The organism is Corynebacterium rouxii (genome assembly GCF_902702935.1).
GTDB lineage: Bacteria > Actinomycetota > Actinomycetes > Mycobacteriales > Mycobacteriaceae > Corynebacterium > Corynebacterium rouxii.
On sequence record NZ_LR738855.1, the window covers coordinates 2,265,622 to 2,290,318 of the forward strand.

Below are 24,697 nucleotides of genomic sequence, written 5' to 3' on the forward strand. Positions count from 1 at the left end.
TCATTCTAATTCCGAAGTCTCTTTAAAAAACTGGAACTAGGTAGACAGCGATACCGATACAGATAACCCAGCCCAAGGCCAAAAACTGCAACGGACGGTCCGACAATGCAATCTCATCAGGCGCACCGCCTTCACCACGGTCAACGTCCGCCGCGTAGCGCAGAATTGCCACGGTAAATGGGACCATAGAAACTTGGTACCACACGGAAGCAGTACCGCTTGCGGCCTTTGCCATCTCAAAACCCCATAGGGAGTAAGCCATAACCACGGCAGTTGCAGAAAGCGTCCACACAAAGCGCAGGTAAGTAGGCGTATAGCCCTCAAGTGACTTGCGGATCTTGGCACCAGATTTTTGCGTCAGCAGGATCTCCGCATAGCGCTTACCCGATGCCATGAACAGCGAACCGAATGCGGCGACCAACAGAAACCACTGTGATAGATCGATTCCGGCAGCAACACCACCGGCCATCGCACGCAACATAAAACCAGAGGACACCAACGCAATGTCGATCACCGGCTGGTGCTTCCAACCGAAGCAGTAGCCCAGCTGCAGTGCAATGTAGACTGCAACCACAATGGCCAAGCCGTGGCCAGACGATGCGGTGTAGCTGATGGCAACTGCGGCAATGATAAGGGCCACGGCCATGATGTAGGCCAATTCCACGGGGAGCACGCCGGCCGCGATGGGACGGAAACGCTTGGTGGGGTGTGCGCGGTCAGCTTCTACGTCGCGGGCATCGTTGATCAGGTAGATCGCGGAGGCAGACATACAAAACGCCACAAACGCGATGAGGATGTCGAGCAGGGTGCGGGTGTTCAGCAGGGCGTCGGCACCGGCGGCCGCTGGGGCAGCAAGAACCAGAACGTTTTTCACCCACTGTTTCGGGCGTAGCGCTTTGATCATGCCGTCGACAAGGTTTTTAGGCGGTTGCCGTTTCTTGTCTAGCTCAACGCCGCGGGTGTGTGGCTCCGGCTCGATAAAGCCTTGGTTCTTGCTCATTTCACCTTCCCAGTTCGTGCAATTGCTTCTGCAGTGACCGCACCTACTAGAGCGCCGGTGGCCACGTCGGTCGGATAATGTACTCCGAGAACCATACGCGACACCATCATCACAGGGATACCCAGCAGCGGCAGTGGGTTGCGGGTGATTCGTGCGAGGCTCACCAGCGCAGCGCTTGTCGACGTCGCATGTGAGCTGGGAAAACTCAGCTTGGACGGGGTTCCGACACCGATTTTGATGCGTGGATCGTGAGGGCGTTTACGTCTCACGATTCGCTTTACCACCACACTTATGGCGTGGCTCACAAAGGCGGCTGCAACGAGACGAACCCACTGCCCACGACGGGGGGCGTCGATAAGCGCGCCCAGCGCACCCATGCCCATCCAACCCAAGGCATGCTCACCAAAATGACTCAAACCGCGAGCCGTAGCCAACACGCCTGGGGTAGCAAGGTGTTTTTGCACCTCTACAAGTATGTCTGCTTCTTTCACTAGGACTCCTCAGCCCCTTGTGGTTCCTCGAAAATCTTCGCCCACGCCTCACGGCTGGTCAGCTCCTTGTGAGCCGCACGGTACTCCTCACGCAGGCGATCGAAGTTCGCAGCGACCTCCTTTTGCAGGCGGTACGACTCCTGCAAAAGTGCCTTGGCCTGAGCACGGTCACGCTTGCGGTAGACAACCCCGCGTCCATCGGCAGTCGACACCGTGGCACCGTCGAGACGTGACAAGCTAAACCACCGCGCGTTAATCGGAGCCAAGTTAGCCTGTGGTACATCGTGGTGTTGTGGATTCTCCTTAGACAAGGTGTGCTTAATGCCCTTGAACAACCAGCCAACCTTCTTTACCGCAGCCAACGGACCACTCAGGTTGTACACCGTCGGCACACCCGGCGCGCCGGAAGGCCGTGGCAAATCAGCGGCACTGGGCAACACGACGGCATCCGAGTAGTTCTTGCGCAGCGCATTAATGCGTGGCAGGGAGGTTTCAAGGATGTCGAAAAGATGCGATGGTCCTGCGAGGAAGTCTTTCATTGCCTCGTTTTGAACAGCGACCGTGGAATACTCCAAGCACAGGAGGTGCTTGAGGGTGGCCTTTTGCATGGATCGCACCATGCCGGCTGGGTTGCCGTTTTCGATAGCACCAACGATCAGTCGGTTGCGCAGGTGGAAGTAGGCCTGCCAGTCGATGGCATCGTCCTTATCCGACCATGCGAGGTGCCAGATAGCCACACCAGGCCAGGTGGCGGTGGCGAATCCGGCATTGCCGGCGCGCAGGCCGTATTCAGCGTCATCCCACTTGATAAACAGTGGCAGTGGTTGGCCGATCTCCTCGGCAACCACGCGTGGGATCATGCACATCCACCAGCCGTTGTAGTCAACGTCTATACGGCGGTGCAGGTCCTCAGTCTTAGGACGATCGCTTGGAGCATCGGGGCTTGGGCGATCGCTCAAGGGGTACTTGGCAAAGTCGTGGTCGTAGTGCACGAATGGTGCGGAGGTCCACATGAAGATGTTGCGGTCCACAACCTCACCCATGGAGTGCAGGTGGCTGCGTTCCTGCAGGCTGAGCATTTGACCACCGACCAAGATAGGGCTCTTGGCGTAACGAGCTACCTGAAGTGCACGCAGGACGGAGTCCGGCTCGATGGCGATGTCGTCATCCATGTACAGGATGTAAGGCGACTGTGCGGCACCGGCTGGCTTGGTGCCATCCACGCCACCGAGCGCTTCATACATAATGCGGGAGTAGCCGCCGGAACCACCGAGATTGCCTTGGCGGAACTCGAAGAAACGATCACCGAAGTGCTCGGTTGCTTCCTTGTAGCCCGGTTCATCTGCTGGGTGCTTGTTGCCCTGGTCGGGCATGATCACAGCGTCGATCACAGCGTCGACTTCTGGGTCTTCTGCCAGCGCTGTCAACGCGGCAACAGCGTCGGTTGGGCGGTTGAAGGTAGGGATACCCACCGTCACGCGCTTATCAAAAGGTCCCACCTGGCTGCCATCTGGCATGACCTGTGGCTGCGGTGCCTGTGCAGCGTACCAACCGGCCTTGAAGGTGACGTCGGTTTCTGCGGTGACGTAGAACCACAGCCAGCCACCGTCCTCGAAAGGAGCCAAGCTCAGGTCGAATTCTACAACGCCATCGCTGACCACTTGGCCTTGCTCGGCGTACGACGCCCCGTCGATCTTGGTGCGGAACACATCCACACGGGCAGTACCCGTGACCTCTACGCGCAGGATTACGTTGTCCAGCTGTGTCCAACGACGCCAGTAGCTAGCAGGGAACGCATTGAAGTACGTTTGAAAGCTCACTTCGTTGCCAGCAGAGATAGCAACGGAGTGGCGGTCGTTCCACATGGCGCGGCCATTGTTGTGCTCAGACTCAATCAGGTAGAGCATGCGGACGTCGTGCGGCTCTCCTGCTTTAGGCATCAGGAAGCGCTGCAGTGATTCGACTGCTTTACTCATGGTAAGCATGGGGCCTTTCTAATAAGTGCGGTCGTGCCTCACCCACCGCAAAACAGGGAAAGTGGGCACTCTTCAGATAACAGCGTAGTTGCTTTATGCTGAATTAGGCTGATTGAAGTGGCAAATAGACCAAATTAACCACACTGCAATAACCCCAATTGCGCCACCGACGAGGACGTCGCTAAGCCAATGCACCCCAACATAAAGCCTGCTAAGCGCCACAAGCACCGTTACACACCACGCCAGTTGCTGCACCCAAGTGCGTGTTGAGAGATAAGAAATAACCGTGGCAAGGGCAAAGGCTGCCACCGCATGGCCGGAGGGCATCGATGGATTGAAGTGGTACAGCAACTGCTCGGCGATCGGCGGGCGTTCGCGGCCGATGAGTGTTTTAAGCACTGGACTAAGAGACACCGCAAAACCCACCGCTAACAGGGGAAATGCTGCTTGTAGCGGTGGGTTATGGCGAGCGCGCCACGCAGACCACAGTGCGGAGTACAACAGGACGTAACGCGGCGCGAATGCCAAAGTGAAGGGTACAACGAGGGAGGTCAACCACTCCGAACGTAGTGAGATCATGTAGCTCCACACGGCGTGGTCGATACCCAACGAAAACTCCCTAGCTTCTTGTTTAAACAAAAAGCTAGTTTAACCGGCAAACCATCCAGTCACGGCAGGAGCGATGTTCTGGTAGACGTGCTTGTGCTCTTGGTACTCAGCCAAACCGGTAGGGCCTAGCTCGCGACCATTACCGGACTGCTTCATGCCACCCCACTCAGCCTGCGGCAGGTAAGGGTGGAAGTCGTTGATCCAGATGGTGCCATGGCGCAGCTTGCGGGCAACACGCTCCGCCTTTCCAGCGTCCTGGGTCCACACGGCGCCAGCCAAACCATATTCGGTGTCGTTGGCAATGGCGATGGCTTCTTCCTCAGTACGGAAGGTTTCCACAGTCACGGTTGGGCCAAATGCTTCATCGTGCACACAATCCATGTCGCGGGTGCAGTTGTCGATGATCGTCGGCAAGTAGAAAGCGCCGGCTGCCAGATCGGTGTTTCCGGTGGCGTGCGATCCATCATTGTCGCCGGCATCAGCAACACGACCACCAGTGGTGATCGTAGCCCCCTGCTCCTTGGCGGCGACCACATATGCATCCACCTTATCCCGATGCTCAAGGGAGATCAATGGGCCAGTTTCAGCGGCGGTGTCGAGAGGACCGCCGAGCTTAATCTGAGCAGCGCGGCGAGTAAGTTCCTCCACAAAGCGGTCATGGATGGACTCTTCCACCACAATGCGCGAACCTGCCGAGCAGACCTGACCGGAGTGTACAAAAGCACCGTTGAGTGCGTTATCTACGGCAGCATCAAAGTCCGCATCTGCAAAGATCACGTTCGGGTTCTTGCCGCCTAATTCGAGAGCAACTCGCTTCACGGTTTCAGATGCATTGCGCGCAATCAAACGGCCGGTGACCAGACCACCGGTAAAAGACACCATGTCTACCAACGGGCTGGTAGACAACGGATTGCCACAATTAGCACCAGCACCCGTAATCAAGTTAGCCACACCAGCTGGAACGCCCGCACGCTCCAATAGGGTCATCAACATCATGGCTGTATGCGGCGTAAGCTCCGCTTGCTTCAGCACAAAGGTGTTACCAGCAGCTAGCGCCGGAGCCACCTTCCACGAAACCTGCAGCAATGGGTAATTCCATGGCGTAATCAAACCGCACACACCAACCGGTTCGACGTCGATACGCGAGCGAACGTTTGGATCACCTGGATCAACCACGCGACCCGCCTCGTGCTGGGCGAGGGTGCCAAAGTAATCAAAAGCATTGGCGATATCATCCATATCCAGCTCAGATTCCGCCAAGCGCTTACCAGTATCAGCGGACTCCGCGCGCGCAAACTCATCCTTATACTCACGCAGCAACGCACCCACCTTGAGCAAAATCTTGCCGCGCTCTACTGCAGGCACCGTCGACCACTCACCGCGATCAAACGTCTCACGAGCTACCGCAATCGCACGCTCAGTATCCTGCTCCCCCGCTTCCGAAACGGTACCCACCACGCTGCCGTCGGCAGGATTAGTAATCGTGCGCACCTCACCGCTACCGGCAGGCTGCCACATGCCATTGATATATAAGGTGGCAGGCTTGTTGGAATCGCTAAAGCAGCCAGCAAGAAGCTCAGACTTCTGGGGATCAAATACTGCGTTCGATGTGGTCATATATATTTTCTCCTTTAATACTATGTTGATTATTTACCTAGAAAGTGCCCTAGCGGGCCCCCGATCTTAGGAGAACAACGGCGGAGTTGCACCGTCGCTAAGATCCGAGGACCCCGGCAGATCACTATGCATGTGCAGGAATTCGAGGTGACGCTCGTACAAATCCAGCACGTTGTCGATGAGCTGCTCCTGGGTATAGCCGTAGACGTCGTACCCCAAAGAACCTGTAAGGTCACACACCTCAAGGCGGTAGTAGGTTTCCTTCTCCGAGGCATTGGCCTTACGGGTGAACTGCGGCACGGGATTGCGCACTGGTAGCAGCTGGTAGCGGAAGTTTTGCTCAGAGCCCATCTCCACGATCAGGTCCAAGCCCTCAACCTCCTGCGACTCCGTGGTAACCAATCGTGCATTAATCCCCTTATGGCACAATTCCTCTGCAACCTGCGTGAGTGCCGGTGCTGCCACATTGGTAATGTACGCCTGCGTCTTAACCGCACTTGGCCATGTGTTGGCACGACTAAGGCGACGGCGCCACGAAATAGAGTGTCCCTGCTGTTCACCGATGGCGCTACGCCCCGACATAGCAGCGTGAACCGACACCACGCGAGCATCTTTTTGGGTTTGCTCCAATCGAAAGCAGCGCACCAAACCGGCCATGACCAGATAGATCACGATGGTAAACGGCAGTCCCATAACCACGGTGGCCGACTGGACGGTGGCAATACCGTCGAGCTGCAGCATCACAATAGTGAGCGTACCAACAACCACAGCCCAGAAGATTCGAGACCATACTGGGCCATCTTGACTGCTGTGGTGGGTAGTGGAAGTGAAGTTACTCATCACCAGCGCGCCGGAGTCGGCGGAGGTAATATACAGCAACAGGCCGATCATGGTGGCCAGTCCCACAAGGAATATCGCCCCTGGGTAGGTAGCTAGTAGATCATAGAAGCCACTCTGGGGGTTAGCGGCAGCCTCGTGACCAAAAGCGTCGTTGCCGCCGCGCACGATGGCAAGTGCCGAGTTACCAAAGAAGCTCATCCACAGCACGATGAACAGGAATGGGATGCTCAAGGTACCGAACACGAATTGGCGCAGGGTGCGTCCGCGAGAGATGCGGGCGAGGAACAAACCCACGAACGGCGCCCATGCCACCCACCATGCCCAGAAAAAGAGGGTCCACGCACCCAACCATGCCTTGGTGTGCTCTGGATCGTCGGAAAACGCGTAGGTATCCATGGTCATCCCTGGTAGGGAGGACACGTAGTCGCCGATGTTCATCACAAGACCGTCAAGCAAAAATGCGGTTTTACCTGCAATGACCACGTAGACCATGAGGGCTATGGCGAGCAAAACGTTGATTTCACTAAGCACCTTAATGCCCTTATCGACGCCGGATACCGCAGAAAGCGTTGCGACGGCCACTGATACCACCACAAGGATGATCTGCCAGATAGGGCCTTCTTCTACCCCAAAGAGTACTTTCATGCCGTAATTCAGCTGCACCACGCCGATACCCAACGAGGCTGCAATACCGAAGACGGTACCGAGCATGGCAGCGATGTCTACGCAGTTACCCACAGCACCGTGAATGCGCTTGCCAATCAACGGATATAGCGCCGACCGGATAGCCAGTGGCATATTTAAACGGTAGGCGTAGTAACCAAAAGCCATGCCCATTAAGCAATACAGTGCCCACCCGGTCATGCCGTAGTGGAACAGTGCCCACACCACGGCTTGTTCGGCAGCCTCGCGGGTTTCACCTTGCCCGACTGGCGGGCCATAGTACTGGGCCACCGGTTCCGCGACTGAGAAGAACATAAGGTCCACGCCAATACCGGCGGCGAACAGCATGGCCGACCACGAGAAAAGTTTAAACTGTGGGCGGGAGTGATCGGGCCCTAGACGGATACTGCCAGTTCTAGTGACAGCAACACCGATAACAAAGACGATCACCACAGTGGCGGTGAGGATATAGAACCAGCCCAAGTTGGTGGAGATCCACTCGGTGACAGCACCAAGGGCTGCAGCAGCCTTGTCACGGGCGAAGAATGCCCAGAGTGTCAGTGCGATAATACCTACTGCGGATGCACTGAAAACTGGCCAGTTTGTAGTGGGTTCGGGGATGTCGTTGGCACCCGCGAAACCAGCACTCGAAACTCCCCCCGCACCGGCTTTATATGAACCGACCAAAACTTTTGGTGCAGCTTCCCTTACCCCCTGCATTTTACCCCCATGTGAGGTTGATGCGTCCACCGAGGACACGTCACCGTCTGTGTGAGCATCTTCTTTCACGCCGTGTCACCTCTTCTTATCATCCACTCATCGTCATTGCTGTTGCCGGAGCCGATGTTTCGCCATGTGAGACAGCAGTTTTGACTCACTGGTTTTTTAGACAAAATTACGGTTTCGAAGTCGCATTTTTGCTTGTTTCCACCGTGTTCGTTCTCCGGCACATCACTGTCGACACTACACAGCGCAGCAGTTTTATGTGGCAGCAATCTCAACTCACTGGCACACTAGATAAAAGAAGAAGCTGATAAATCTGAAAGAAAAAGGAGATATATGAGTCTACGAAACCGACTCCGCACCTCAATTTCTAAGCACGATACAGACGGCGAATTTATTCAAGACCGGACACGCGATGTGGTTATCGTGGGTGGCGGTTCCGCCGGATCCGTGCTTGCCAATCGCCTCTCGGAAGACCCCGACACAAGTGTGATGGTGCTGGAAGCCGGTCGCTCCGACTCACTGTGGGACTTGTTCATCCATATGCCCGCAGCATTCTCCTTCCCCATCGGCAATAAGTACTACGACTGGGCTTACGAGTCCGAACCAGAACCACACATGAACGGCCGTCGCATCTACCATGCCCGCGGCAAGGTTCTCGGCGGATCTAGCTCCATCAATGGCATGATTTTCCAGCGTGGTAACCCCATGGATTACGAGAAGTGGGGCGCGCTGCCAGGTATGCAGAACTGGGACTTCAAGCACGTGCTGCCGTACTTCAACAAGATGGAAACAGCATTGGGTGCCGATGCTAACGATCCCCGTCGCGGCCACACCGGCCCACTGAAGCTGACTCGTGGCCCAGCTACTACCCCACTGTTCCAAGCATTCTTCCGTTCCGTTCAAGAGGCCGGCTACAACCTCACTAACGACGTCAACGGTTACCGCCAAGAGGGTTTTGCCCCCTTTGACCGCAACATTTTGAAGGGCAAGCGCCTTTCTGCCGCTCGCGCTTATTTGCACCCAGTTATGGATCGCACCAACCTTGAGGTGCGCACCCGTGCATTCACCACTCGTATCTTGTTCAACGAAGCTGGCACGCAGGCCACCGGTGTTGAGTATGAGTGGAAGGGTAAGAAACGTCGCGTGATAGCCAAGAAGGTTATCTTGTGTGGCGGTGCATTTAATACTCCACAGTTATTGCAGATCAGTGGTGTGGGTGATCGTGAGGTTTTGGAAAAGGCTGGCGTTGATGTGGTCAAACATCTGCCAGGCGTAGGCGCTAACTTGCAGGATCACTTGGAGGTTTATGTTCAGTACAACGTGACCAAGCCAGTGTCGGTGCAGCCGAACTACAAGATGACGCGTCGTCCGTTTATCGGCTTGCAGTGGTTGCTCACCAAGAAAGGCCCTGTAGCTTCCTCCCACTTTGAGGCTGGCGGCTTCGCACGTTCGAATGACGATGAGGCCTACCCGAACTTAATGTTCCACTTCCTGCCGATGGCGATTCGTTACGACGGCACCCAACCGGAAGGCGATCACGGTTTCCAGTTCCACGTCGGCCCCATGTACTCCGACACCTTGGGGCATGTGCACATTACCTCGCCAGACCCTAAGGCCAAGCCGGAGATTATCTTCAACTATCTGGCCACTGAGCAGGATCGTCGCGAGTGGGTTGAGGCCGTGCGCGTTTCGCGTCGTTTGCTCGACACGGATGCCATGAAGGAGTACACCGACGGCGAGATTTCTCCCGGCGCGGACGTGCAGAGCGATGAGGAGATCTTGGAGTGGGTGCGTAACGACGCTGAAACCGCTCTGCACCCTTCGTGTACCGCAAAGATGGGGTCGGCTGACGACGCTATGGCTGTAGTAGATCCAGAAAGCATGCAAGTCCACGGTATCGATGGCTTGTATGTGTGCGATGCTTCTGCAATGCCGATTATTACTAACGGCAACATCTATGCACCTGTGATCATGATGGCAGAAAAGGCTGCCGATCTGATTAAGGGCATTAAGCCGCTGGCACCTATCGACGTTCCGTTCTACAAGGCGAAGCAGGGCATGCCGCTGTACGCCGAGGGCGAGAAAGTTCGCGATCACACGAAGGCCATCCCTGGCGCCTGCCACTAAGACATCTTAAGTAGTGCCGCTGAATATGTTGTTCAGCGGCACTACTTTTCACACTAGATTTCACTTATAACTGAAACTTCGTTAATCTAGCGTTGGCCACCCTTAGGAAAGTGAAAGGAAAAGATGGCGTCCACAGCACATCACCACCGACGCATCCCGGTATTCGATTCTATATATGCGCAAGCCCAGCAACTCGAACCATTAGATATAGAAGCCAGCGCTATGGGCATCCGCCAAGCCGATGGAACCTTTTCACCACTTCCGGATGCTATCCAAAACATTCTGAGTTCAGTCTTGGACTCACTCGTGAGAGGAGAAACTATCGGTCTATACAAAATCCCGGATGAACTCACTAGTACTTCTGCTGCAGAACTACTCGAAATATCACGTCCCACGCTAATGAAATGGGTGCGAGAAGGGAAAATCAACAGTTTTAAAATTGGTTCGCATAACCGCTTTTACCGAAAAGACGTGCTCCGATTAAAAGAGAAGAGACGCCAAGAACAACTGCAAGCTTTCACAACACTGCGCGCATTGGATCAAGAGTCTCACATCGAAGATTAATTTTCTACTATGAGGCCAAGGACGTGACAAAACGGGTATTCGTTGATGCCAACATTTTCTTTAGTAAAACTCTTATGGACTGGATGTTTCTTCTACGGTATTCCAACGAAGGAATTTTTCAACTCCACACCAGCGAAGATGTTATTGCCGAGGTTCTTGCCAATATGAGGGCAAAAAGCCCTATGGCTCCAGGGCACTACACTCGGCGACGAGCTGAACTTATCCGACTGAACCTTGACGAAGTCGTTTCTAATTTCAGTCCCACCTCGACTTTTACAGGTAAGGACATTCATGACTACCACATACATGCAGCAGCCAGTTCCTGCAACGCAGACATTCTACTAACGCAGAACCATCCCAGCGATATCACACAAGCACCGGAGAAAGAATACTATGAGATCCTTAACGCGGATCAATTTTTTACTTTAGTGGTTGACAATAACCCGCATTCCCTATGGGCACCACTAAAAGAACAGCTGAAATATCACCGGAATTCAAGAAAAAGTTTGAGTGAATCTCTTGCTAATGCAGGGTGCCCAGTTTTTAGCCTACGAGTTGAATGGGCGACCGACTACGTAAAACGCAACGGTCACCGAATGATTTTTTGATACCTGTACCGTAGGGTAACCGGTCGAATCGCGTGCGGTTACCCTACGTCATGAAATATTTCTACTTCCCCTCTCTTGTCCTAAAAACCCATGCCGCAGCCTAGATTGCCGTTAGCATAAGTCCATGTTGTACCGTAAATGCCAGTAGAGACAGAATTGCCCCAATGCATCCGTAAGCCCTTGTAGATTTATAGTTGCAATAGCACCAGTTTTAAGTCAATACACTCTAATACATTGCTACGGTTACGGATTCCGTATATATCCATTGGAAGCATCTTCTGATGGAAGCATCTTCTGAATAAGTGTAGTCATTTGATTGAAGATTAGTATTCATAAAACGTCGAGCAGTTCTGTTCGCCAGCTTACTCAAGTCCAAGATATATAGATTGTGGGTACCAGACTGTGATGAATTAGAAAATGCGTAGGTTCCATCCGCCATGATAACTCCTGACGTTATACCGCCCCACAGATCATTCGGCCAAGTATCGGCTCTTTGACTTTGAATCCCTGTTATAGGCCCGATATCTTCTACAGTTCCATTAACAGGAGAAATCTTCAGCAAATGCCCAGCTGGATAACTAGGGTCCTCATCGTAAGTAGAGCGGGAAGATATTGAACGAAGCATCTTAATACGTCCTCGACTAATTCCATAGAGGTAACCATCAAGAGGGTTATACGCTAATGCGTTATATACCCAGTTGGTAGGTGCACCGATTTTACGGAAAATGGTTGGTCCGTATTCTTTGCTCATATAGTTGCTTAGTGTTTCTATCGTTAAATGTTTGGTTAGGGTTGCTGTGCGCAGACATACCAACCCATACTGTCCCACCCGATTCCGAATACTGTTGAAATACTGGTTCACCTCCGCCAGGAAGCGTTGAGCTTTCAGTTACTCCTGTGCCGCTGCCTTTAACAACCAAAGAAGCTTGCTCCGCAACAGGTTTCTGTCTGCCGCTAACAGCCCATGTGCATTCCAAGGAGACTTTAGATTCTCAGGAAATTATAAGTTTGTGGTTGTTCTTTTATCTTTTTTAAAAATGCAATTGTTATGCCAGAACTAGACCAATCTACGGGGCCACTACCTAGCTCAAGGAGCCTGCTCACACGAGCATGAAGTTCTACAATCCCGCGTATTTTGCAATAACAGCTGGGCGCCGTTGTTGCCTTAAAACCGATAGTGTATGTGTATTAGACGCCAGTTCGGTATCAACATTTCTTTTCCTAGCCGAAGCGTAGTCATTACTAGCCTTGTAAGCGCGAGGTTGAATAACAGCAGGATCATCGCTAGCCGGAAAGTTTGCATCAGTGTTTGCAGCTAATTCTTCTAAAGCATTGGTCTCGGGCTCATCTCACACATAGACCTTATAAGAATAACGAGACTCATCGTCTGCATATTCATCAGTAAAGTTGAGTTCAAAAATGTCTCCAGCACGTGTATCTACACCAGAACTAGCATGCTCTGACTGAGAAAGATCTGTGATAAGCGTGGTTTCATCTTTACCACACTCCCCACACCCGAACTCTTTCTTTGGGAAAGTGCCACTACTCTTTTTTAAAGTCCACTCTCGATAAAAGCTGCGTCATTGTCAGCAGACACCTCAATACACTTAATAATCACATCTGCTAACTTTAAGGTGGAAACACCCCATACACAGAAACCCGAGTAGGACAGCCAGTACTTTACTGACTAACCCACTCGGGTAAAAACTTCTGAATATTTTAAGAGGACAAACCTGTAAACCAAGAGAACATCTTGGTAACAAACCCAGCTAGCTGAGCAAAAAGATTACCCCAGAAGTTATGCGCTCCCGAAGCGGTGGGAGTCTCATGCTTCACGACCGGCGAGTCACTCTCATCTTCTATCTCAGCAAAGCATACGTCAGGCTTGTAAGGATCTTGAAATTCGTAGCACACCTCAACGCTTGCCTGAGCAGGAGCGGCAGCCAGAACACCGGCTCCCATCAACAAGGGGAAGGAAAGTGCAATAGAAGCCAGCTTTTTCTTCATCAGAAATCACACCTATCTGAGGGATAGTCATAACCAAGGGAAAATAAGAACAACATGAAATTGTATCAGAACTTTCATAAAGTACAATCCTCTAAGAAAGCTCATCAACAAGCTTGTTATCAAACATCGACAATGCCGAAGCAATGGCCATGTGCATGTCCAAGTACTGGTACGTGCCCAGACGCCCACCGAAGTACACCTTGCTGGACTCCGTCTCGGCGTCGGCAAGCTCGCGGTACTTGAGCAACATCTCGCGGTCGCTTGGGGTGTTAATTGGGTAGTACGGCTCGTCGCCCTCTTCCGCGAAGCGCGAGTACTCCTTCATAATCACCGTCTTGTCCTTTGGGTAGCGATCCTCACGCTCAGGATGGAAGTGACGGAACTCGTGAATACGCGTGTACGGGAACTCCGCATCGTTGTAGTTCATCACAGGGGTTCCTTGGAAATCACCCGTGTTCAGCACCTCAGTTTCAAAGTCCAAGGTACGCCAACCAAGGTGACCCTCAGAGTAGTCAAAGTAGCGATCCAGTGGGCCGGTGTAGACCACAGGAGCCTCAGGGTTCTGTGCGCGGAGATCCTCACGTACCTCGAACCAATCGGTGTCCAACCGCACCTCAATATTCTCGTGATCAGCCATGTTACTCAACCACTGCGCGTAGCCGTCGACAGGCAGACCCTCATAAGTGTCGTTAAAATAACGGTTATTAAAGTTGTAACGCACAGGCAACCGCGTGATGTTACCGGCTGGCAACTCCTTCGGATCCGTCTGCCACTGCTTCGCCGTGTAATCGCGAATAAACGCCTCATACAACGGGCGGCCAATCAGCGAGATCGCCTTTTCCTCCAAGTTAGTTGCATCCTTGGAATCAATCTCCGCAGATTGTTCCTTGATCAACTCGCGAGCCTCATCAGGAGTGTAGTAACGGCCAAAGAACTGGTTAATCAGACCCAAGCCCATAGGGAACTGGTAAGCAGTGCCATTGTGCATAGCAAACACACGGTGCTGGTAATCGGTGAAAGCGGTGAACTGATTCACGTAATCCCACACCCGCTTATTAGAAGTGTGGAACAAGTGCGCACCATACTTATGGATCTCAATATCCGTCTCTGGCTCCGCCTCCGAATAAGCATTGCCACCCAAGTGAGAACGCTTCTCCACGATGAGTACCTTCTTGCCCAGCTGGCTAGCAGCGCGCTCAGCAACCGTCAGGCCAAACAGGCCAGAACCTACCACGATCAGATCAAAGTCAGACATGGGTATGAGTGTAGCCGGAAAGCTCAACCTTATGGGGGTTAGGCACCACAAATCCCCTCAAGCACTGCCATAATCTGCGCATAGCGCACCTCAATCTGAGGAGGGTTCTTGCTAGGAATTTCTAAATGCTGCACGCATCTCTCAACCGCTTGAGCTTCTCAGTTGCAACCACACTGCTGAGTGCCGTTACAACTCGTTTAATATCATCCATCTTGGCCCCCTAACCAGTCTCCCCTTGCTCGTTTAAAGATAATGGCTTTTATTATTTGAGCAACATCCCAAAGGCGGGCATCGTCAGAATTAAGAAGATCGGCGTACACAATCGCCTCTGGAATCTCTTTGACATCTATCGTATTCCAAAAAGCTCGTCGCAAAGTTATTGTTCCAGCTGGGTTTTTTACCAGCCTAAGTTCCTTGATCACTTTGGGTAAAAAGGTTTCTTCTCCTAGGTATAGCGAAGCAGATTGTCCATCAGAAATGTGGTCTGATACTGCGTTTTCGCTTGCCTTAACACCCAAATGTTCAAGGTTATATGGAGGCAGTTGTTGTGCTTTTCCGCGCAGCAACTCTAGATCTGCTCCCAGCCCTGTGGGATACGCACGGGCCCAAGCACTAAGAAATAATTCCGCGTTAACTAGTCGGTGCCCGTCCATGGTTTCGGCAAGATAACCTGCTTTTTGGAAAACCTTGAGGGCGTTGCTTACGGTGCCTACGGAAACTCCCGAGTATCGGGCTATCACTCGAACTGGCTCCGACAGTAGCCATGGATACGTCAATATCATCGCGGCGACTTGGGCACGTCGCACGCTAAAAAGCATTGCGGTTTTTTGGCGGGATCGCGCACTAGTAACAGCTTGCTGACCATAGATTTTAATCATCACGCCTGGCCACGAAATATCGCAATTGCCGCGTGTGTCAGCTAATCCGATATTTCTTGCCGTAAGCCGCCGTCCTACTGTTCTAGTGGCGCATGGCATTAGTACGAGCGAATCTCTTTCTGGCAGGTGAAGATTCGCTATGTCATGCTGCCACGGAATGATCTGCATATTCCGTGTAGCAAGGCTTTTCCCTTGTGAATCGACCACTTCAATTTCAGCTTTTGCCCGGTCCGATCCATCAAAACTGATGTTGGGGTTGGTAAATCGCAGTGGAACATTTTTTTCTTTCCATAACTCGTTCCATTGCCCCGAGCGCATGAATATTTGCGAGCCAGTTCGCGTAGTGGTCATAAAGCAACCCTACAGCACTGTTCAGGAATAGTGAACGTTCATCATTCCTGAACAGTGCTGGTCATCGCCGTGGCACTATGATGGACCCGCATGCCGTGACCTACGCGTTGTAGATTTTTTCTACTCGTTCGACGGTGAGCACATCCTTGCCCACTGCGATGATACGGCCGGCATCCATGAGTGCTACGCGTTGTGAGTAGAGGTTGGCGAGTGCGAGGACCACTCGTTGTGCCTGCCCGCCAGATAGCCGTGCAACCTCGCTTTTGAGGCTAAGGTCGAGGGTATCCGTCACTTCTTGGAGCAACGTCCGGTTGACACTACCTGCGGCATAAAATCCCAGTTCTACATAGTTTTTTACGGTCATTCCCGCCGGGATCACGGGGCGTTAGGGCATGAGAGCTACGTGTTGCGCCCAGCGTCGCGGCGACGTAGTGCGCGCTTGTAGCTTTGCGACGCTCACCTCGCCCGTGGTCGGCGAGATCACACGAGCCGCAATGTTGAGCAACGTGGATTTACCACAACCATTAGGGCCCACCACGGTGAGCCATTCGCTGGAGGCGAGGCGGAGGGAGACGTCGTGAAGCACGGGGGTGACCACGCCGACGGGAAGTTCCGAGGGAGCCAGCACGCAGGCGGTTCCCAACGTGGCGGTAGCAATGAGCACACCCCGGATAAGACGCGGATTAGCGCCAAGAGCTGCAGCTTCCGCATCACCTAGGGTGATCACGTCGAGTTGGCGGTGGGCACAGGCCAGCACAAGTAAACACACCGCGACCGGCAGGGCCACTGTTGCCACGGTGCTCCACTTGGACACGTTGAGGCTGCCCAACATCCACGAGAAAATGCGCTGCACGTGGTCGATGTTGCTTTGCTGGATGTAGGTTTGCGCAGCAGAAGCAAAGGCCGCCACAGCCACACCGGCGAGGATCACGGTGGTGGCGTCGCCAACATCGCCCCGACCACCACTGCCGTCGCAATGCGCGGGAGACGAACATTGAGCAACACTGCATGCTGTGTTCATATGCGTTTCCCCCTTAATCACACACGTCTCAGGGGTTTCTTCTTGCTACTAGGTGCACTAGAGTTAACAAAGATTGTCTTTCTCCTCAGAAGACACACGCGCACATCACATCGAGGGAGAACACAGTGCAGCAACGACGAAGGCTGATAAGCCGCACGCCGAAACCAGTCACAGCAGCCATCATGGCCATCACCTTGGTCGGCGCAGCAGCCGTAGGCGTAAGCACCAACACCGTGCTATTTACCCAAGGCGACGCCATCGCCCCCATCAACCCAGAGCTGACCACCTCCAGCCTTGCCGACGGCAACAACGTGCTGGTCACCGACCCAGCAATCGTCACCCAAGGTGAAGGCCAAGGCCCCAAAACCGTCAAAGAATTCCACCGCGAACAACCCTTCTCACAGTTCGCACTCACCTGGAACGGCGAACGCGACATCGCAGCCTTCGTCCGCGGCCAACGCCCCGACGGCACCTGGACCGAATGGTTCGACACCGAACCCCTCGACTATGGATCAGACAACCCCAATCATAAAAAGGGCACCGACCTGATCTACATCGAACCCACCACCGCGGTGCAGGTGTCCATCAGCGGCGTTGACCTCCTTGACCCCGACGCAGCCAACTTGGACGCAGTCTTTATCGACGGCGGAACCTCCGATCTTCCCGAAAACGGCATCAACCTCACCGCCGACTCCGACGGCATGCCCCGCGTCATCTCCCGCGCAGGCTGGGGTGCCGACGAATCCCTCCGCTGCTCAGCACCAGAATATGAGAATCGCACATCAGCCATTGTGATTCACCACACCGCAGGATCCAACAACTACAGCCAGAACGAATCCCCCGGCATCATGCGCGGCATCTACAAGTACCACGCACAAACCCTCGGCTGGTGCGACATCGGATACCACGCCCTCGCCGACAAATACGGCAACCTCTTCGAAGGCCGCTACGGCGGACTAAACAAGAGCATCGTTGGCGCACACGCAGGTGGCTTCAACTCCAACACCTGGGCTATCTCCATGATGGGTAACTATGACGTAGTCCAGCCCCCACAAGCCATGATCAAATCCGTTGGCGAACTCGCCGGCTGGCGCGCCAAAGTCGCAGGTATCGACCCCAAGGGCTACGACACCCACTACTCCGAAGGCTCCAGCTACACCTTCTACCCCTACGGCCAAGCAGTACGCCTGCCCAACATCTTCGCCCACCGCGACGTAGGAAACACCTCCTGCCCAGGCCAATACGGATACGCCCAAATGGACAACATCCGCAACATCGCCAAGCAGAAATACGACTCGATCCGCTCCGGCTCCGGCGCGGCAGCACCCGCAGCACCTTCTGCGCCATCAAACCCAGCGCCTGCACCAGCCGCAACCGCTGGCACTAATCCCATCGCGCTACTCAGCCAAGGCTCCACCCCTGCAAACACAGGTTCCTTGGTCGGACTTGCCGTCGCAGCAGCCACCGCGCTCGGTCTGATCGGCAACCTCAACAACATTGGCGACGTCCCCGTCATCGGCGGGCTGAAACTCTCCCAGCTCCAGCCCATCATCGGCAAAATCGTTGAACTCCTTGGCAACAACGACGTCTCCCGCGTATGGCGCGACGTAAACACCTTCGCCGACGCAGCCCTCGGCAACGCCCGCTCCCCTATCGCCCACTACGCCTCTGCCACCGGCACCCCAATCGACTACGCCCTCTTTGACAACGGCATCGTAATCAGCAACCCAGAAACCGGCACCAACGCCCTCTGGGGAACCATCGGCGACCTATGGGCACAACAAGGCTTCGAAGCCGGCCCCCTAGGACTACCCACCAGCTCCGTCTTTGAAGTTGACGGCCTCCAACGCGTGAACTTCCAACACGGCTACATCACCTTCAACCCAACAACAAGCGCCGTCGACATCCAGGTGCAGTAACAAACACAAGCTCGCCCCAGCTGGGGCGAGCTTTTTGTTTACCCATGGTCTGCCAGCAATGTGGTTGTAGGATTTAGGTTTAGACGCTATAGATGACTCGGAATGATCTCGAATCCTAAAAATCTGGAAAACAAACTACGCGACGTAGTGACGCAGAGATTTCTCGAAGATACGCAACAATGCGCTTTTGAACTGGCCGGTCAAGCTTCCGGAACTCCTTAGCAGCACGCGGAGAAAACTCAACCGTCCAAGAGGTCACGCTCTACCTCGTCCAAGCTGATTGTCTCCAGCTCTCCGCGTCGAATAGCTTCATACTCGCTGCGAACACCATAGACGTACTCAAGCTCGTCAAGATGTTTTTCTAAGGCTTCTCGTATGTAAAAAGATCCTGACCGACCGGTACGCCGTGATAGCTCATCAAGCCGCTCTTTTTCACTCGCCCCGATACGTAAGCTTATAACAGGATTGATCATGTAAATATGTTTACATAAGCAGGGTGAGTAGTCCAGATCTTAGCTATTTCTAGGCTTGCTCGTTCTTTTGCTCTTTTAGTGTTTACCGGTAGCGCTGGCTCAAGTAAAGCAGGAAAGCTAGGTTGTGCCCTTTGGTGTGGTGTATCTGTCGCCCGCGGTAAGCCTTGTGCCGGTGCGCATACAGGCGACCATCGCGGGTACCTTTCGAATCAACTCCTACATCTCCTCGGAAGGAAGAAGGACCTGACCCCTTTTTTGGTGGACACCTGATATCCAGCCCAGTCGGGCTGGGAAGAAAGGTAACCTACCATCATGTCCAAGTACTCCGAACAGTTCAGACGCGATGCTGTAGCTCTCTATGAGAACAATGAGGACCTCTCGCTGAACGCAGCACCAGCAGAGCTCGATATCAACCGTGACTCGCTGCATTCTTGGGCCAAAAGCACGACACCGAAAAAGCGTGCACACATTAAAGCCGTGCATGATAAAGCCCAAGCAGGAGGGTGTCGGAAGCTTTGTGTATGAGGTTTAATCCTCAATCACAAAGGAGAGTGCGCAACAATGACTGCCTAAGTCCCCCAAGAAACATGGTGACGCTGAGCGCGTCGCCGATATCAGCCGCCGGCTGATGAGCAACCCGGAAACCGCCAAGCTGATCTAGCAGCTGGGTCAATCAACCGCCGACGCCAACGAGCTGGTGCGTGGCTTGCTGCAGGCCACGATTAACAGTGGGCTCAGCGCGGAAATGGATGCACACCCAGGCTACGTCAACAGCGACCGAGCTGCTAAGGAAGCTGCCGGCCAATCCAACAGCCGTAACGGCTCCTATCCCAAAACCGTGGACTCGGCATACGGACCAGTTGATATCAGTGTCCCTCGAGATCGAGCAGGCACCTCTATGCCGCGCATGGTTCCCAAGGGCAGCCGCAGACTTACCGACCTCGATGACATGATCATTAGTTTGTATGCGGGCGCAATGACCGTGCGTGACATCGAACATCATCTGGCTACCACCATCGGCGTGAACTTGTCGCCAGATACCATTAGCGCGGTCACCGATGCGGTCTTAGAGGAAGTCACCGCGTGGCAGACCAGGCAACTCGACGAGTTCTACCCAGTGATCTTCCTTGATGCCCTACGTGTAAAAATCCGTGACAACGAACACGTCGTCAACAAAGCGGTCTACATAGCTGTTGGTGTGGACATGGAAGGCATCAAACACATCCTGGACTTATGGGTGGCCACCAATGAAGGTGCAGCATTCTAGTCGCAGGTGTGCACAGAAATCGCCAACCGTGGAGTAGCAGATATCTTCATCGTCTGCTGTGACGGACTGAAAGGCTTTCCCGAAGCAATCTAGGCAACCTGCTGGACTCCATGGTCCAAACCTGTGTGGTGCATCTGATTCGTGCCGCTAACAGGTGGGGTAGCCTACGGCGACCGGAAAGAGGTCTCGAAGCATCTACGAGGCATCTATACCGCTGTCAACGAGGATGAAGCTCGAAGTGCACTCGATGAGTTTGAGGCCAGCGAGCTTGGCCAGAAGTATCCGCAATCAGTGAAAGTCTGGCGCGACGCGTGGGACAAGTTCATTGCGTTCCTGCAGTTCCCGCCAGCGGCAAGGAAGGTTATCTACACCACGAATTCCATCGAATCGATGAACAGTGAGCTGCGGAAAGCAACACGAAACCGCGTTCAGTTCCCGTCGGATTCAGCGGCAGTGAAAACGCTGTGGTTGATGATCTGTAACATCGAGGACCGTCGTGCTGCCCGCCGCGCTAAAGAAGGAGCCAAGGTGTCTGCTTCAGCCAAGCGACTTGTCGAAGGCAGCAAGACCAGCAACTGGAAGCAGGCAATCAATCAGCTATCCGTGGCCTACCCCGACAGGTTCGCCGCATACTTGTAAATCAACCCCCGTACACAAAAGGACTGACACCCTCTCCTAGTCTGCGGTGCCGCAGATGGTATCGACGATGACATTTCCGTTAGGCTGCACAGTAGGTTCTTGGTTTTGGGGTGGATGGTTTAGATACCCTTTTCCTACAAAAGCCAAGGACCCTAATATCTTGTGCCACGCCCGAACCCCCGGCGAACTAATCAATGCACTCTAAAACCGGAAGAGCCACAAAACCATACCAAAAGGAGACACGCAATGACATCTCGAATTATCGGCCCACTCGCAGGCCTCACCGTTGCTATCAGCTGCACAATAGTCGCGCCAGCAATATGGCCAATCACCACCGCACTCGCAACCATATCCATCATCAATATCCGAACCCAACTCCGAAAAGAAAAAGAATGAACCCCACCATCACCGACAAAGACAGTGGACGAGAACTATGGCGAGTAGAAGACTGCGCCAAACACTGCGGAATCAATACCAACACGTGGCACAGCACCTACACATCCACGGGACGCGCCCCCCTGCCAGTCGCCGAACTCGGAAAACGAATGCCACTTTGGGGCGCCGAAGAAGTCCAAACATGGCACAAAACCGCCCAGGCTCCCCTGTAGCAAACGCACCCCAAATACAACAGAACCATGGAACTATGGTGGATCACAGCCGATATGTGCACACTAGCGCTTGGTGCATCTGATTCCCTCCCAGAATCGACACCAATGCTATCCATGCCCACAACCAGGGGGCTTATGTGGCTTGATGGTGAAGGACCGAGCGGTCTTCTCCGCACACGCGGAGGTATTTCCGCGAGCTCAAAGCGGCTAAGCGGTGGCCTGAGATTCAACGGGTAAAGGTTCCTTCGTATCAAGGCGATGGGATGTCTAAGGCATTCCCCGGGGGAACCGTTACCTAAGGACCTTAACCGGTTGGTTGGACATGTTCTTTATGGGTGGCGGGATCGTCCTCGTCGCGGTGAAGTGGATTATCCGCACACGGAGAATATTCGTATGGGGCATACGTGGGATAGCAAGCGTGATGTATCTAAGTTTGATAAGTCGTGGTCTGATCAAAATATTGTTGACGCTATCGTTGCCACATTGGAGAACCCAGATTACGCACTCTCAGGTAAAGTTAAACGAGTTGTGCGGAAAGACATCCATGGAACAACTGCGAGAGTGAGCTACAACGTTTTGCCTGATGGTAGAGTTATACCGGACACGGCATACAGCGATACCCCAGATAGGGAGGCGAAGAGAGTTGTTGAGTAGCAAGGAAGTTTATGCTCGACTCGATGCCATTCTTCCGTCTAGCGTTGATCGTGAAGATGCAGAATCTAACCTTAATGCGGGAGAAATTGAATACGCTATCACCGCGCTGTTAGACGATGCTTATACGTCTGTTGGGCTGTCTGATGCAGTGGTTAGTCTGATCAGAGAAAATTATGATGATGGCCCTGTCATCGACATGCTTGACGCATTGCTGTATTACCAATCTGTAGAGTCAGTTTAATTTGATGAATGGTATGGGCGTCACATTTGTGGCGGCTTTCTCATTTTGGAAGGTAAGGTCGTGGCGGCCCGTCTTCTCCGCACACGCGGAGGTACTTTCCAGAAAAAGACATCCCAAATGTTTGCGATAGCATCAAAACTTATTTTTAGCTTGCGGAAAACCTTGATAAAGCACTCTCTGAGGTGGGCAGCTCTTCAGCTAGTTCACGGTTCGTAACGCCACAAAGTTTCGCAGTTTTCAACGCCTTTTTTGCAACACTCCGCTTCTCCGCGAGAACATCACGAGCAGTGAACTACTCATGCATCGCTACAAGTGCAGCATCCTTCAAATAATCTTTTCTCATACCAAATCGTAACCCGATCACCAAAGTGTGCTATCACAACCAATAAGCACCGTATTGCTCCATATGCCTATGTTTTACCTCTGGCCACCGGATTGACGTTGTATCGGCTAGCGTGCAAAACCACCAATTGAAATCTGAGAATCGAAGCCCTCTGCTGCTACCAGAACCACGCTCGTTCCAGTTAATACTCTGGATGCACAGCACAATCATCAAACCCCACCCCACAAAACAAACCCGACGAGCTGGATAGTTCGTCGGGTTTGCTGTTATTTCAGGTGGAGGCAGTTAGTTTTCCCAGTTGTAGGTGCGTTCGACTGCTTTGTTCCATTCGGCAAGGAGTTCGTCGATCTTGTCGGCGTCCATCTTGGCGTGCCAGGTTTTGTCTACTTCGTTCATGCTGCGGAGTACGTCGAGGCTGTCCCAGTAGCCCACGCCGAGGCCGGCTGCGTAGGCTACGCCGGTGGCTGTGGTTTCGATGTTCTTGGGGCGGGTGACGTCGGATCGTAGGACGTCGGCTTGGAATTGCATGAGTAGTTCGTTCATGACCATGCCGCCGTCGACACGCATTTCGGTGAGTTCTACTCCGGAATCCGCGACCATGGCATCGATCACTTCGCGTACTTGGTAGGCGGTAGCTTCGAGCACTGCGCGGGCGAGGTGCTTGCGGTTGGCAAAGCGGGTCAGGCCCACGATGACCCCGCGGGCGTCGGGGCGCCAGCGTGGTGCGAATAGTCCGGAGAATGCGGGAACGATGTACACGCCACCGTTGTCCGGTACTTCGCGTGCGAGGTTTTCGATGGCGGGCGAGTTCGGGATGATTTGGAGGTTGTCGCGTAGCCATTGGACGAGCGAGCCACCCATGGCGACGGATCCTTCAAGGGCATAGACCGGTTTTTCGCCTTCGAGTTGGAAACAGACGGTGGTGAGCAAACCATTTTCGGAATGCTTCGGGGTTTTGCCCGTGTTCTCTAGAAGGAACAACCCCGTGCCGTATGTACATTTGGCGTCACCTGGGCGGAAGCATGCCTGTCCGAACATTGCGGCTTGCTGGTCGCCGAGGATGGCGCGGATCGGAACACCAGCTAGTGATCCACGAGCACGTACTTGGCCAAAGTTACCAACTGAAGGACGAATCTCTGGCAACACCTGCATCGGAATGTCCAACGCGGCACATAGTTCCTCATCCCATTGCAGGGATTCCAGGTCCATGAGCAGGGTGCGGGAGGCATTGGTTACGTCGGTGGCGTGAACGGCGGGTTGACCGTTGTCGCCCTCGGCACCGCCGGTCAGGTTCCACAACAACCACGTGTCAATGGTTCCGAAGAGCAAATCGCCGTTCTCTGCTAGTTCGCGGGCACCCTCGACGTTGTCCAATATCCACTTGAGTCGAGGGCCCGCGGGGTATGAGTTGATGAGCAGACCGGTACGTTTCTGCCACCGGGCAGGGTCGCCTTGGGCTAACTCCGAGCAGATGGAGTTAGTGCGGGTGTCCTGCCACACAATGGCGTTATATATGGGCTCACCAGTAGTTTTGTTCCAGACCACCGTGGTTTCACGCTGGTTTGTTATGCCTACGGCCACGATGTCTTCACGGGAGACGTCGCTTTCAGCGAGTGCTGTCCCAACGGCTTGACGAGTGTTGGCCCAGATTTCCATTGGGTCGTGCTCTACCCAGCCTTTTTGGGGGAAGATTTGTTCGTGTTCGTACTGGCCAACGCCTACTTGTTGGCCGTTGTGGTCGAAAATGATGCAGCGTGTCGACGTCGTTCCTTGGTCAATCGCAGCAACATACTGTGGTTGATTCATTGGTGTGGTTCCCT

23 protein-coding genes and 1 pseudogene are annotated in these 24,697 nt (G+C 53.6%); 10 read left to right on the forward strand and 14 right to left on the reverse strand.

Annotated features, from left to right (window positions below; translation table 11 throughout):
* Positions 1 to 22: 22 nt before the first annotated feature.
* The 6 genes from CIP100161_RS11040 to betT form a co-directional block, all read right to left on the reverse strand.
* A complete protein-coding gene (locus CIP100161_RS11040) occupies positions 23 to 1,000 on the reverse strand; it encodes a decaprenyl-phosphate phosphoribosyltransferase (protein WP_155874338.1) in 978 nt (325 codons plus the stop codon).
* Positions 997 to 1,491, reverse strand: a complete 495-nt coding sequence (locus CIP100161_RS11045; RefSeq protein ID WP_045143503.1) for a phosphatase PAP2 family protein — start codon at positions 1,489 to 1,491, stop codon at positions 997 to 999. Before CIP100161_RS11045 ends, CIP100161_RS11040 begins: the two co-directional genes overlap by 4 nt.
* The gene (locus tag CIP100161_RS11050; RefSeq protein ID WP_155874339.1) at positions 1,491 to 3,476 is read right to left on the reverse strand and encodes a glycosyltransferase; all 1,986 of its coding nucleotides are present in this window, start codon (positions 3,474 to 3,476) and stop codon (positions 1,491 to 1,493) included. Before CIP100161_RS11050 ends, CIP100161_RS11045 begins: the two co-directional genes overlap by 1 nt.
* 84 nt (positions 3,477 to 3,560) lie before the next feature.
* On the reverse strand, positions 3,561 to 4,046 hold the full coding sequence (locus tag CIP100161_RS11055) for a phosphatase PAP2 family protein (RefSeq protein WP_155874591.1): 486 nt from the start codon (positions 4,044 to 4,046) through the stop codon (positions 3,561 to 3,563).
* Between the two features lie 69 nt (positions 4,047 to 4,115).
* Positions 4,116 to 5,693: an aldehyde dehydrogenase family protein gene (locus CIP100161_RS11060; RefSeq protein ID WP_155874340.1), complete on the reverse strand. Its 1,578-nt coding sequence runs from the start codon at positions 5,691 to 5,693 to the stop codon at positions 4,116 to 4,118.
* A 66-nt stretch (positions 5,694 to 5,759) separates the two neighbouring features.
* On the reverse strand, positions 5,760 to 7,985 hold the full coding sequence (gene betT, locus CIP100161_RS11065; RefSeq protein WP_155874341.1) for a choline BCCT transporter BetT: 2,226 nt from the start codon (positions 7,983 to 7,985) through the stop codon (positions 5,760 to 5,762).
* Positions 7,986 to 8,255: 270 nt separating this feature from the next.
* Between betT and betA the strand changes: the two genes are divergently transcribed.
* From betA to CIP100161_RS11080, 3 genes are all read left to right on the forward strand, one after another.
* A complete protein-coding gene (gene betA, locus CIP100161_RS11070) occupies positions 8,256 to 10,049 on the forward strand; it encodes a choline dehydrogenase (protein WP_155874342.1) in 1,794 nt (597 codons plus the stop codon).
* Between the two features lie 123 nt (positions 10,050 to 10,172).
* A complete protein-coding gene (locus CIP100161_RS11075) occupies positions 10,173 to 10,613 on the forward strand; it encodes a helix-turn-helix domain-containing protein (RefSeq protein WP_155874343.1) in 441 nt (146 codons plus the stop codon).
* 23 nt (positions 10,614 to 10,636) lie between these two features.
* Complete coding sequence (locus tag CIP100161_RS11080) at positions 10,637 to 11,221, forward strand: PIN domain-containing protein (protein WP_155874344.1); 585 nt, start codon at positions 10,637 to 10,639, stop codon at positions 11,219 to 11,221.
* 226 nt (positions 11,222 to 11,447) lie between these two features.
* Here CIP100161_RS11080 and CIP100161_RS11085 read toward each other — a convergent pair whose 3' ends face one another.
* The 6 genes from CIP100161_RS11085 to CIP100161_RS11110 all read right to left on the reverse strand — a co-directional run bounded on the left by CIP100161_RS11085 (position 11,448) and on the right by CIP100161_RS11110 (position 16,733).
* Positions 11,448 to 12,083: a DUF6923 family protein gene (locus CIP100161_RS11085; protein WP_408609468.1), complete on the reverse strand. Its 636-nt coding sequence runs from the start codon at positions 12,081 to 12,083 to the stop codon at positions 11,448 to 11,450.
* An 857-nt stretch (positions 12,084 to 12,940) separates the two neighbouring features.
* On the reverse strand, positions 12,941 to 13,228 hold the full coding sequence (locus CIP100161_RS11090; protein WP_155874346.1) for a hypothetical protein: 288 nt from the start codon (positions 13,226 to 13,228) through the stop codon (positions 12,941 to 12,943).
* 91 nt (positions 13,229 to 13,319) lie between these two features.
* Positions 13,320 to 14,483 carry a UDP-galactopyranose mutase gene (glf, locus tag CIP100161_RS11095; RefSeq protein ID WP_155874347.1) on the reverse strand — a complete coding sequence of 388 codons (1,164 nt, stop codon included), beginning with the start codon at positions 14,481 to 14,483 and terminating at the stop codon, positions 13,320 to 13,322.
* 203 nt (positions 14,484 to 14,686) lie between these two features.
* A complete protein-coding gene (locus tag CIP100161_RS11100) occupies positions 14,687 to 15,712 on the reverse strand; it encodes a type IV toxin-antitoxin system AbiEi family antitoxin (RefSeq protein WP_155874348.1) in 1,026 nt (341 codons plus the stop codon).
* Positions 15,713 to 15,812: 100 nt separating this feature from the next.
* Entirely contained in the window at positions 15,813 to 16,076 is a 264-nt protein-coding gene (locus CIP100161_RS11105) for an ATP-binding cassette domain-containing protein (RefSeq protein ID WP_232053158.1), read from the reverse strand.
* Between the two features lie 21 nt (positions 16,077 to 16,097).
* Positions 16,098 to 16,733 (reverse strand): iron chelate uptake ABC transporter family permease subunit, encoded by a 636-nt coding sequence (locus CIP100161_RS11110; protein WP_155874349.1) that lies wholly within the window; start codon positions 16,731 to 16,733, stop codon positions 16,098 to 16,100.
* Positions 16,734 to 16,858: 125 nt separating this feature from the next.
* Between CIP100161_RS11110 and CIP100161_RS11115 the strand changes: the two genes are divergently transcribed.
* Complete coding sequence (locus CIP100161_RS11115) at positions 16,859 to 18,652, forward strand: N-acetylmuramoyl-L-alanine amidase (RefSeq protein WP_155874350.1); 1,794 nt, start codon at positions 16,859 to 16,861, stop codon at positions 18,650 to 18,652.
* Between the two features lie 239 nt (positions 18,653 to 18,891).
* On the opposite strand, the gene relB is transcribed toward CIP100161_RS11115, so the two are convergent.
* On the reverse strand, positions 18,892 to 19,125 hold the full coding sequence (relB, locus tag CIP100161_RS11120) for a type II toxin-antitoxin system RelB family antitoxin (RefSeq protein WP_155874351.1): 234 nt from the start codon (positions 19,123 to 19,125) through the stop codon (positions 18,892 to 18,894).
* 312 nt (positions 19,126 to 19,437) lie between these two features.
* Here relB and CIP100161_RS11125 point away from each other — a divergent pair, with 312 nt between their 5' ends.
* From CIP100161_RS11125 to CIP100161_RS11145, 6 genes and pseudogenes are all read left to right on the forward strand, one after another.
* On the forward strand, positions 19,438 to 19,650 hold the full coding sequence (locus tag CIP100161_RS11125; protein ID WP_155874352.1) for a hypothetical protein: 213 nt from the start codon (positions 19,438 to 19,440) through the stop codon (positions 19,648 to 19,650).
* 139 nt (positions 19,651 to 19,789) lie between these two features.
* Positions 19,790 to 21,031, forward strand: a pseudogene (locus CIP100161_RS11130) (IS256 family transposase).
* A 246-nt stretch (positions 21,032 to 21,277) separates the two neighbouring features.
* Complete coding sequence (locus CIP100161_RS11135) at positions 21,278 to 21,427, forward strand: hypothetical protein (protein ID WP_166443175.1); 150 nt, start codon at positions 21,278 to 21,280, stop codon at positions 21,425 to 21,427.
* Complete coding sequence (locus CIP100161_RS11140; protein WP_155874353.1) at positions 21,424 to 21,639, forward strand: hypothetical protein; 216 nt, start codon at positions 21,424 to 21,426, stop codon at positions 21,637 to 21,639. Before CIP100161_RS11135 ends, CIP100161_RS11140 begins: the two co-directional genes overlap by 4 nt.
* A 393-nt stretch (positions 21,640 to 22,032) precedes the next feature.
* Positions 22,033 to 22,293, forward strand: a complete 261-nt coding sequence (locus CIP100161_RS12265; protein WP_232053159.1) for a hypothetical protein — start codon at positions 22,033 to 22,035, stop codon at positions 22,291 to 22,293.
* Positions 22,286 to 22,534, forward strand: a complete 249-nt coding sequence (locus CIP100161_RS11145) for a hypothetical protein (protein ID WP_232053160.1) — start codon at positions 22,286 to 22,288, stop codon at positions 22,532 to 22,534. Before CIP100161_RS12265 ends, CIP100161_RS11145 begins: the two co-directional genes overlap by 8 nt.
* A 628-nt stretch (positions 22,535 to 23,162) precedes the next feature.
* Here CIP100161_RS11145 and glpK read toward each other — a convergent pair.
* Positions 23,163 to 24,683, reverse strand: coding sequence for a glycerol kinase GlpK (gene glpK, locus CIP100161_RS11150; RefSeq protein WP_155874356.1), 1,521 nt, complete (start codon positions 24,681 to 24,683; stop codon positions 23,163 to 23,165).
* Between the last annotated feature and the right edge of the window lie 14 nt (positions 24,684 to 24,697).

Excerpts from the sequence above, each read along its gene's own strand:
- CIP100161_RS11040 (WP_155874338.1), bottom strand. The coding sequence starts at position 1,000 with ATGAGCAAGAACCAAGGCTTTATCGAGCCGGAGCCACACACCCGCGGC.
- CIP100161_RS11050 (WP_155874339.1), bottom strand. The coding sequence starts at position 3,476 with ATGCTTACCATGAGTAAAGCAGTCGAATCACTGCAGCGCTTCCTGATG.
- CIP100161_RS11055 (WP_155874591.1), bottom strand. The coding sequence starts at position 4,046 with ATGATCTCACTACGTTCGGAGTGGTTGACCTCCCTCGTTGTACCCTTC.
- CIP100161_RS11060 (WP_155874340.1), bottom strand. The coding sequence starts at position 5,693 with ATGACCACATCGAACGCAGTATTTGATCCCCAGAAGTCTGAGCTTCTT.
- betA (WP_155874342.1), top strand. The coding sequence starts at position 8,256 with ATGAGTCTACGAAACCGACTCCGCACCTCAATTTCTAAGCACGATACA.
- CIP100161_RS11075 (WP_155874343.1), top strand. The coding sequence starts at position 10,173 with ATGGCGTCCACAGCACATCACCACCGACGCATCCCGGTATTCGATTCT.
- CIP100161_RS11090 (WP_155874346.1), bottom strand. The coding sequence starts at position 13,228 with ATGAAGAAAAAGCTGGCTTCTATTGCACTTTCCTTCCCCTTGTTGATG.
- glf (WP_155874347.1), bottom strand. The coding sequence starts at position 14,483 with ATGTCTGACTTTGATCTGATCGTGGTAGGTTCTGGCCTGTTTGGCCTG.
- CIP100161_RS11100 (WP_155874348.1), bottom strand. The coding sequence starts at position 15,712 with ATGACCACTACGCGAACTGGCTCGCAAATATTCATGCGCTCGGGGCAA.
- CIP100161_RS11105 (WP_232053158.1), bottom strand. The coding sequence starts at position 16,076 with ATGACCGTAAAAAACTATGTAGAACTGGGATTTTATGCCGCAGGTAGT.
- CIP100161_RS11110 (WP_155874349.1), bottom strand. The coding sequence starts at position 16,733 with ATGAACACAGCATGCAGTGTTGCTCAATGTTCGTCTCCCGCGCATTGC.
- relB (WP_155874351.1), bottom strand. The coding sequence starts at position 19,125 with ATGATCAATCCTGTTATAAGCTTACGTATCGGGGCGAGTGAAAAAGAG.
- CIP100161_RS11125 (WP_155874352.1), top strand. The coding sequence starts at position 19,438 with ATGTCCAAGTACTCCGAACAGTTCAGACGCGATGCTGTAGCTCTCTAT.
- CIP100161_RS11135 (WP_166443175.1), top strand. The coding sequence starts at position 21,278 with ATGACATCTCGAATTATCGGCCCACTCGCAGGCCTCACCGTTGCTATC.
- CIP100161_RS11140 (WP_155874353.1), top strand. The coding sequence starts at position 21,424 with ATGAACCCCACCATCACCGACAAAGACAGTGGACGAGAACTATGGCGA.
- CIP100161_RS12265 (WP_232053159.1), top strand. The coding sequence starts at position 22,033 with ATGGGGCATACGTGGGATAGCAAGCGTGATGTATCTAAGTTTGATAAG.
- glpK (WP_155874356.1), bottom strand. The coding sequence starts at position 24,683 with ATGAATCAACCACAGTATGTTGCTGCGATTGACCAAGGAACGACGTCG.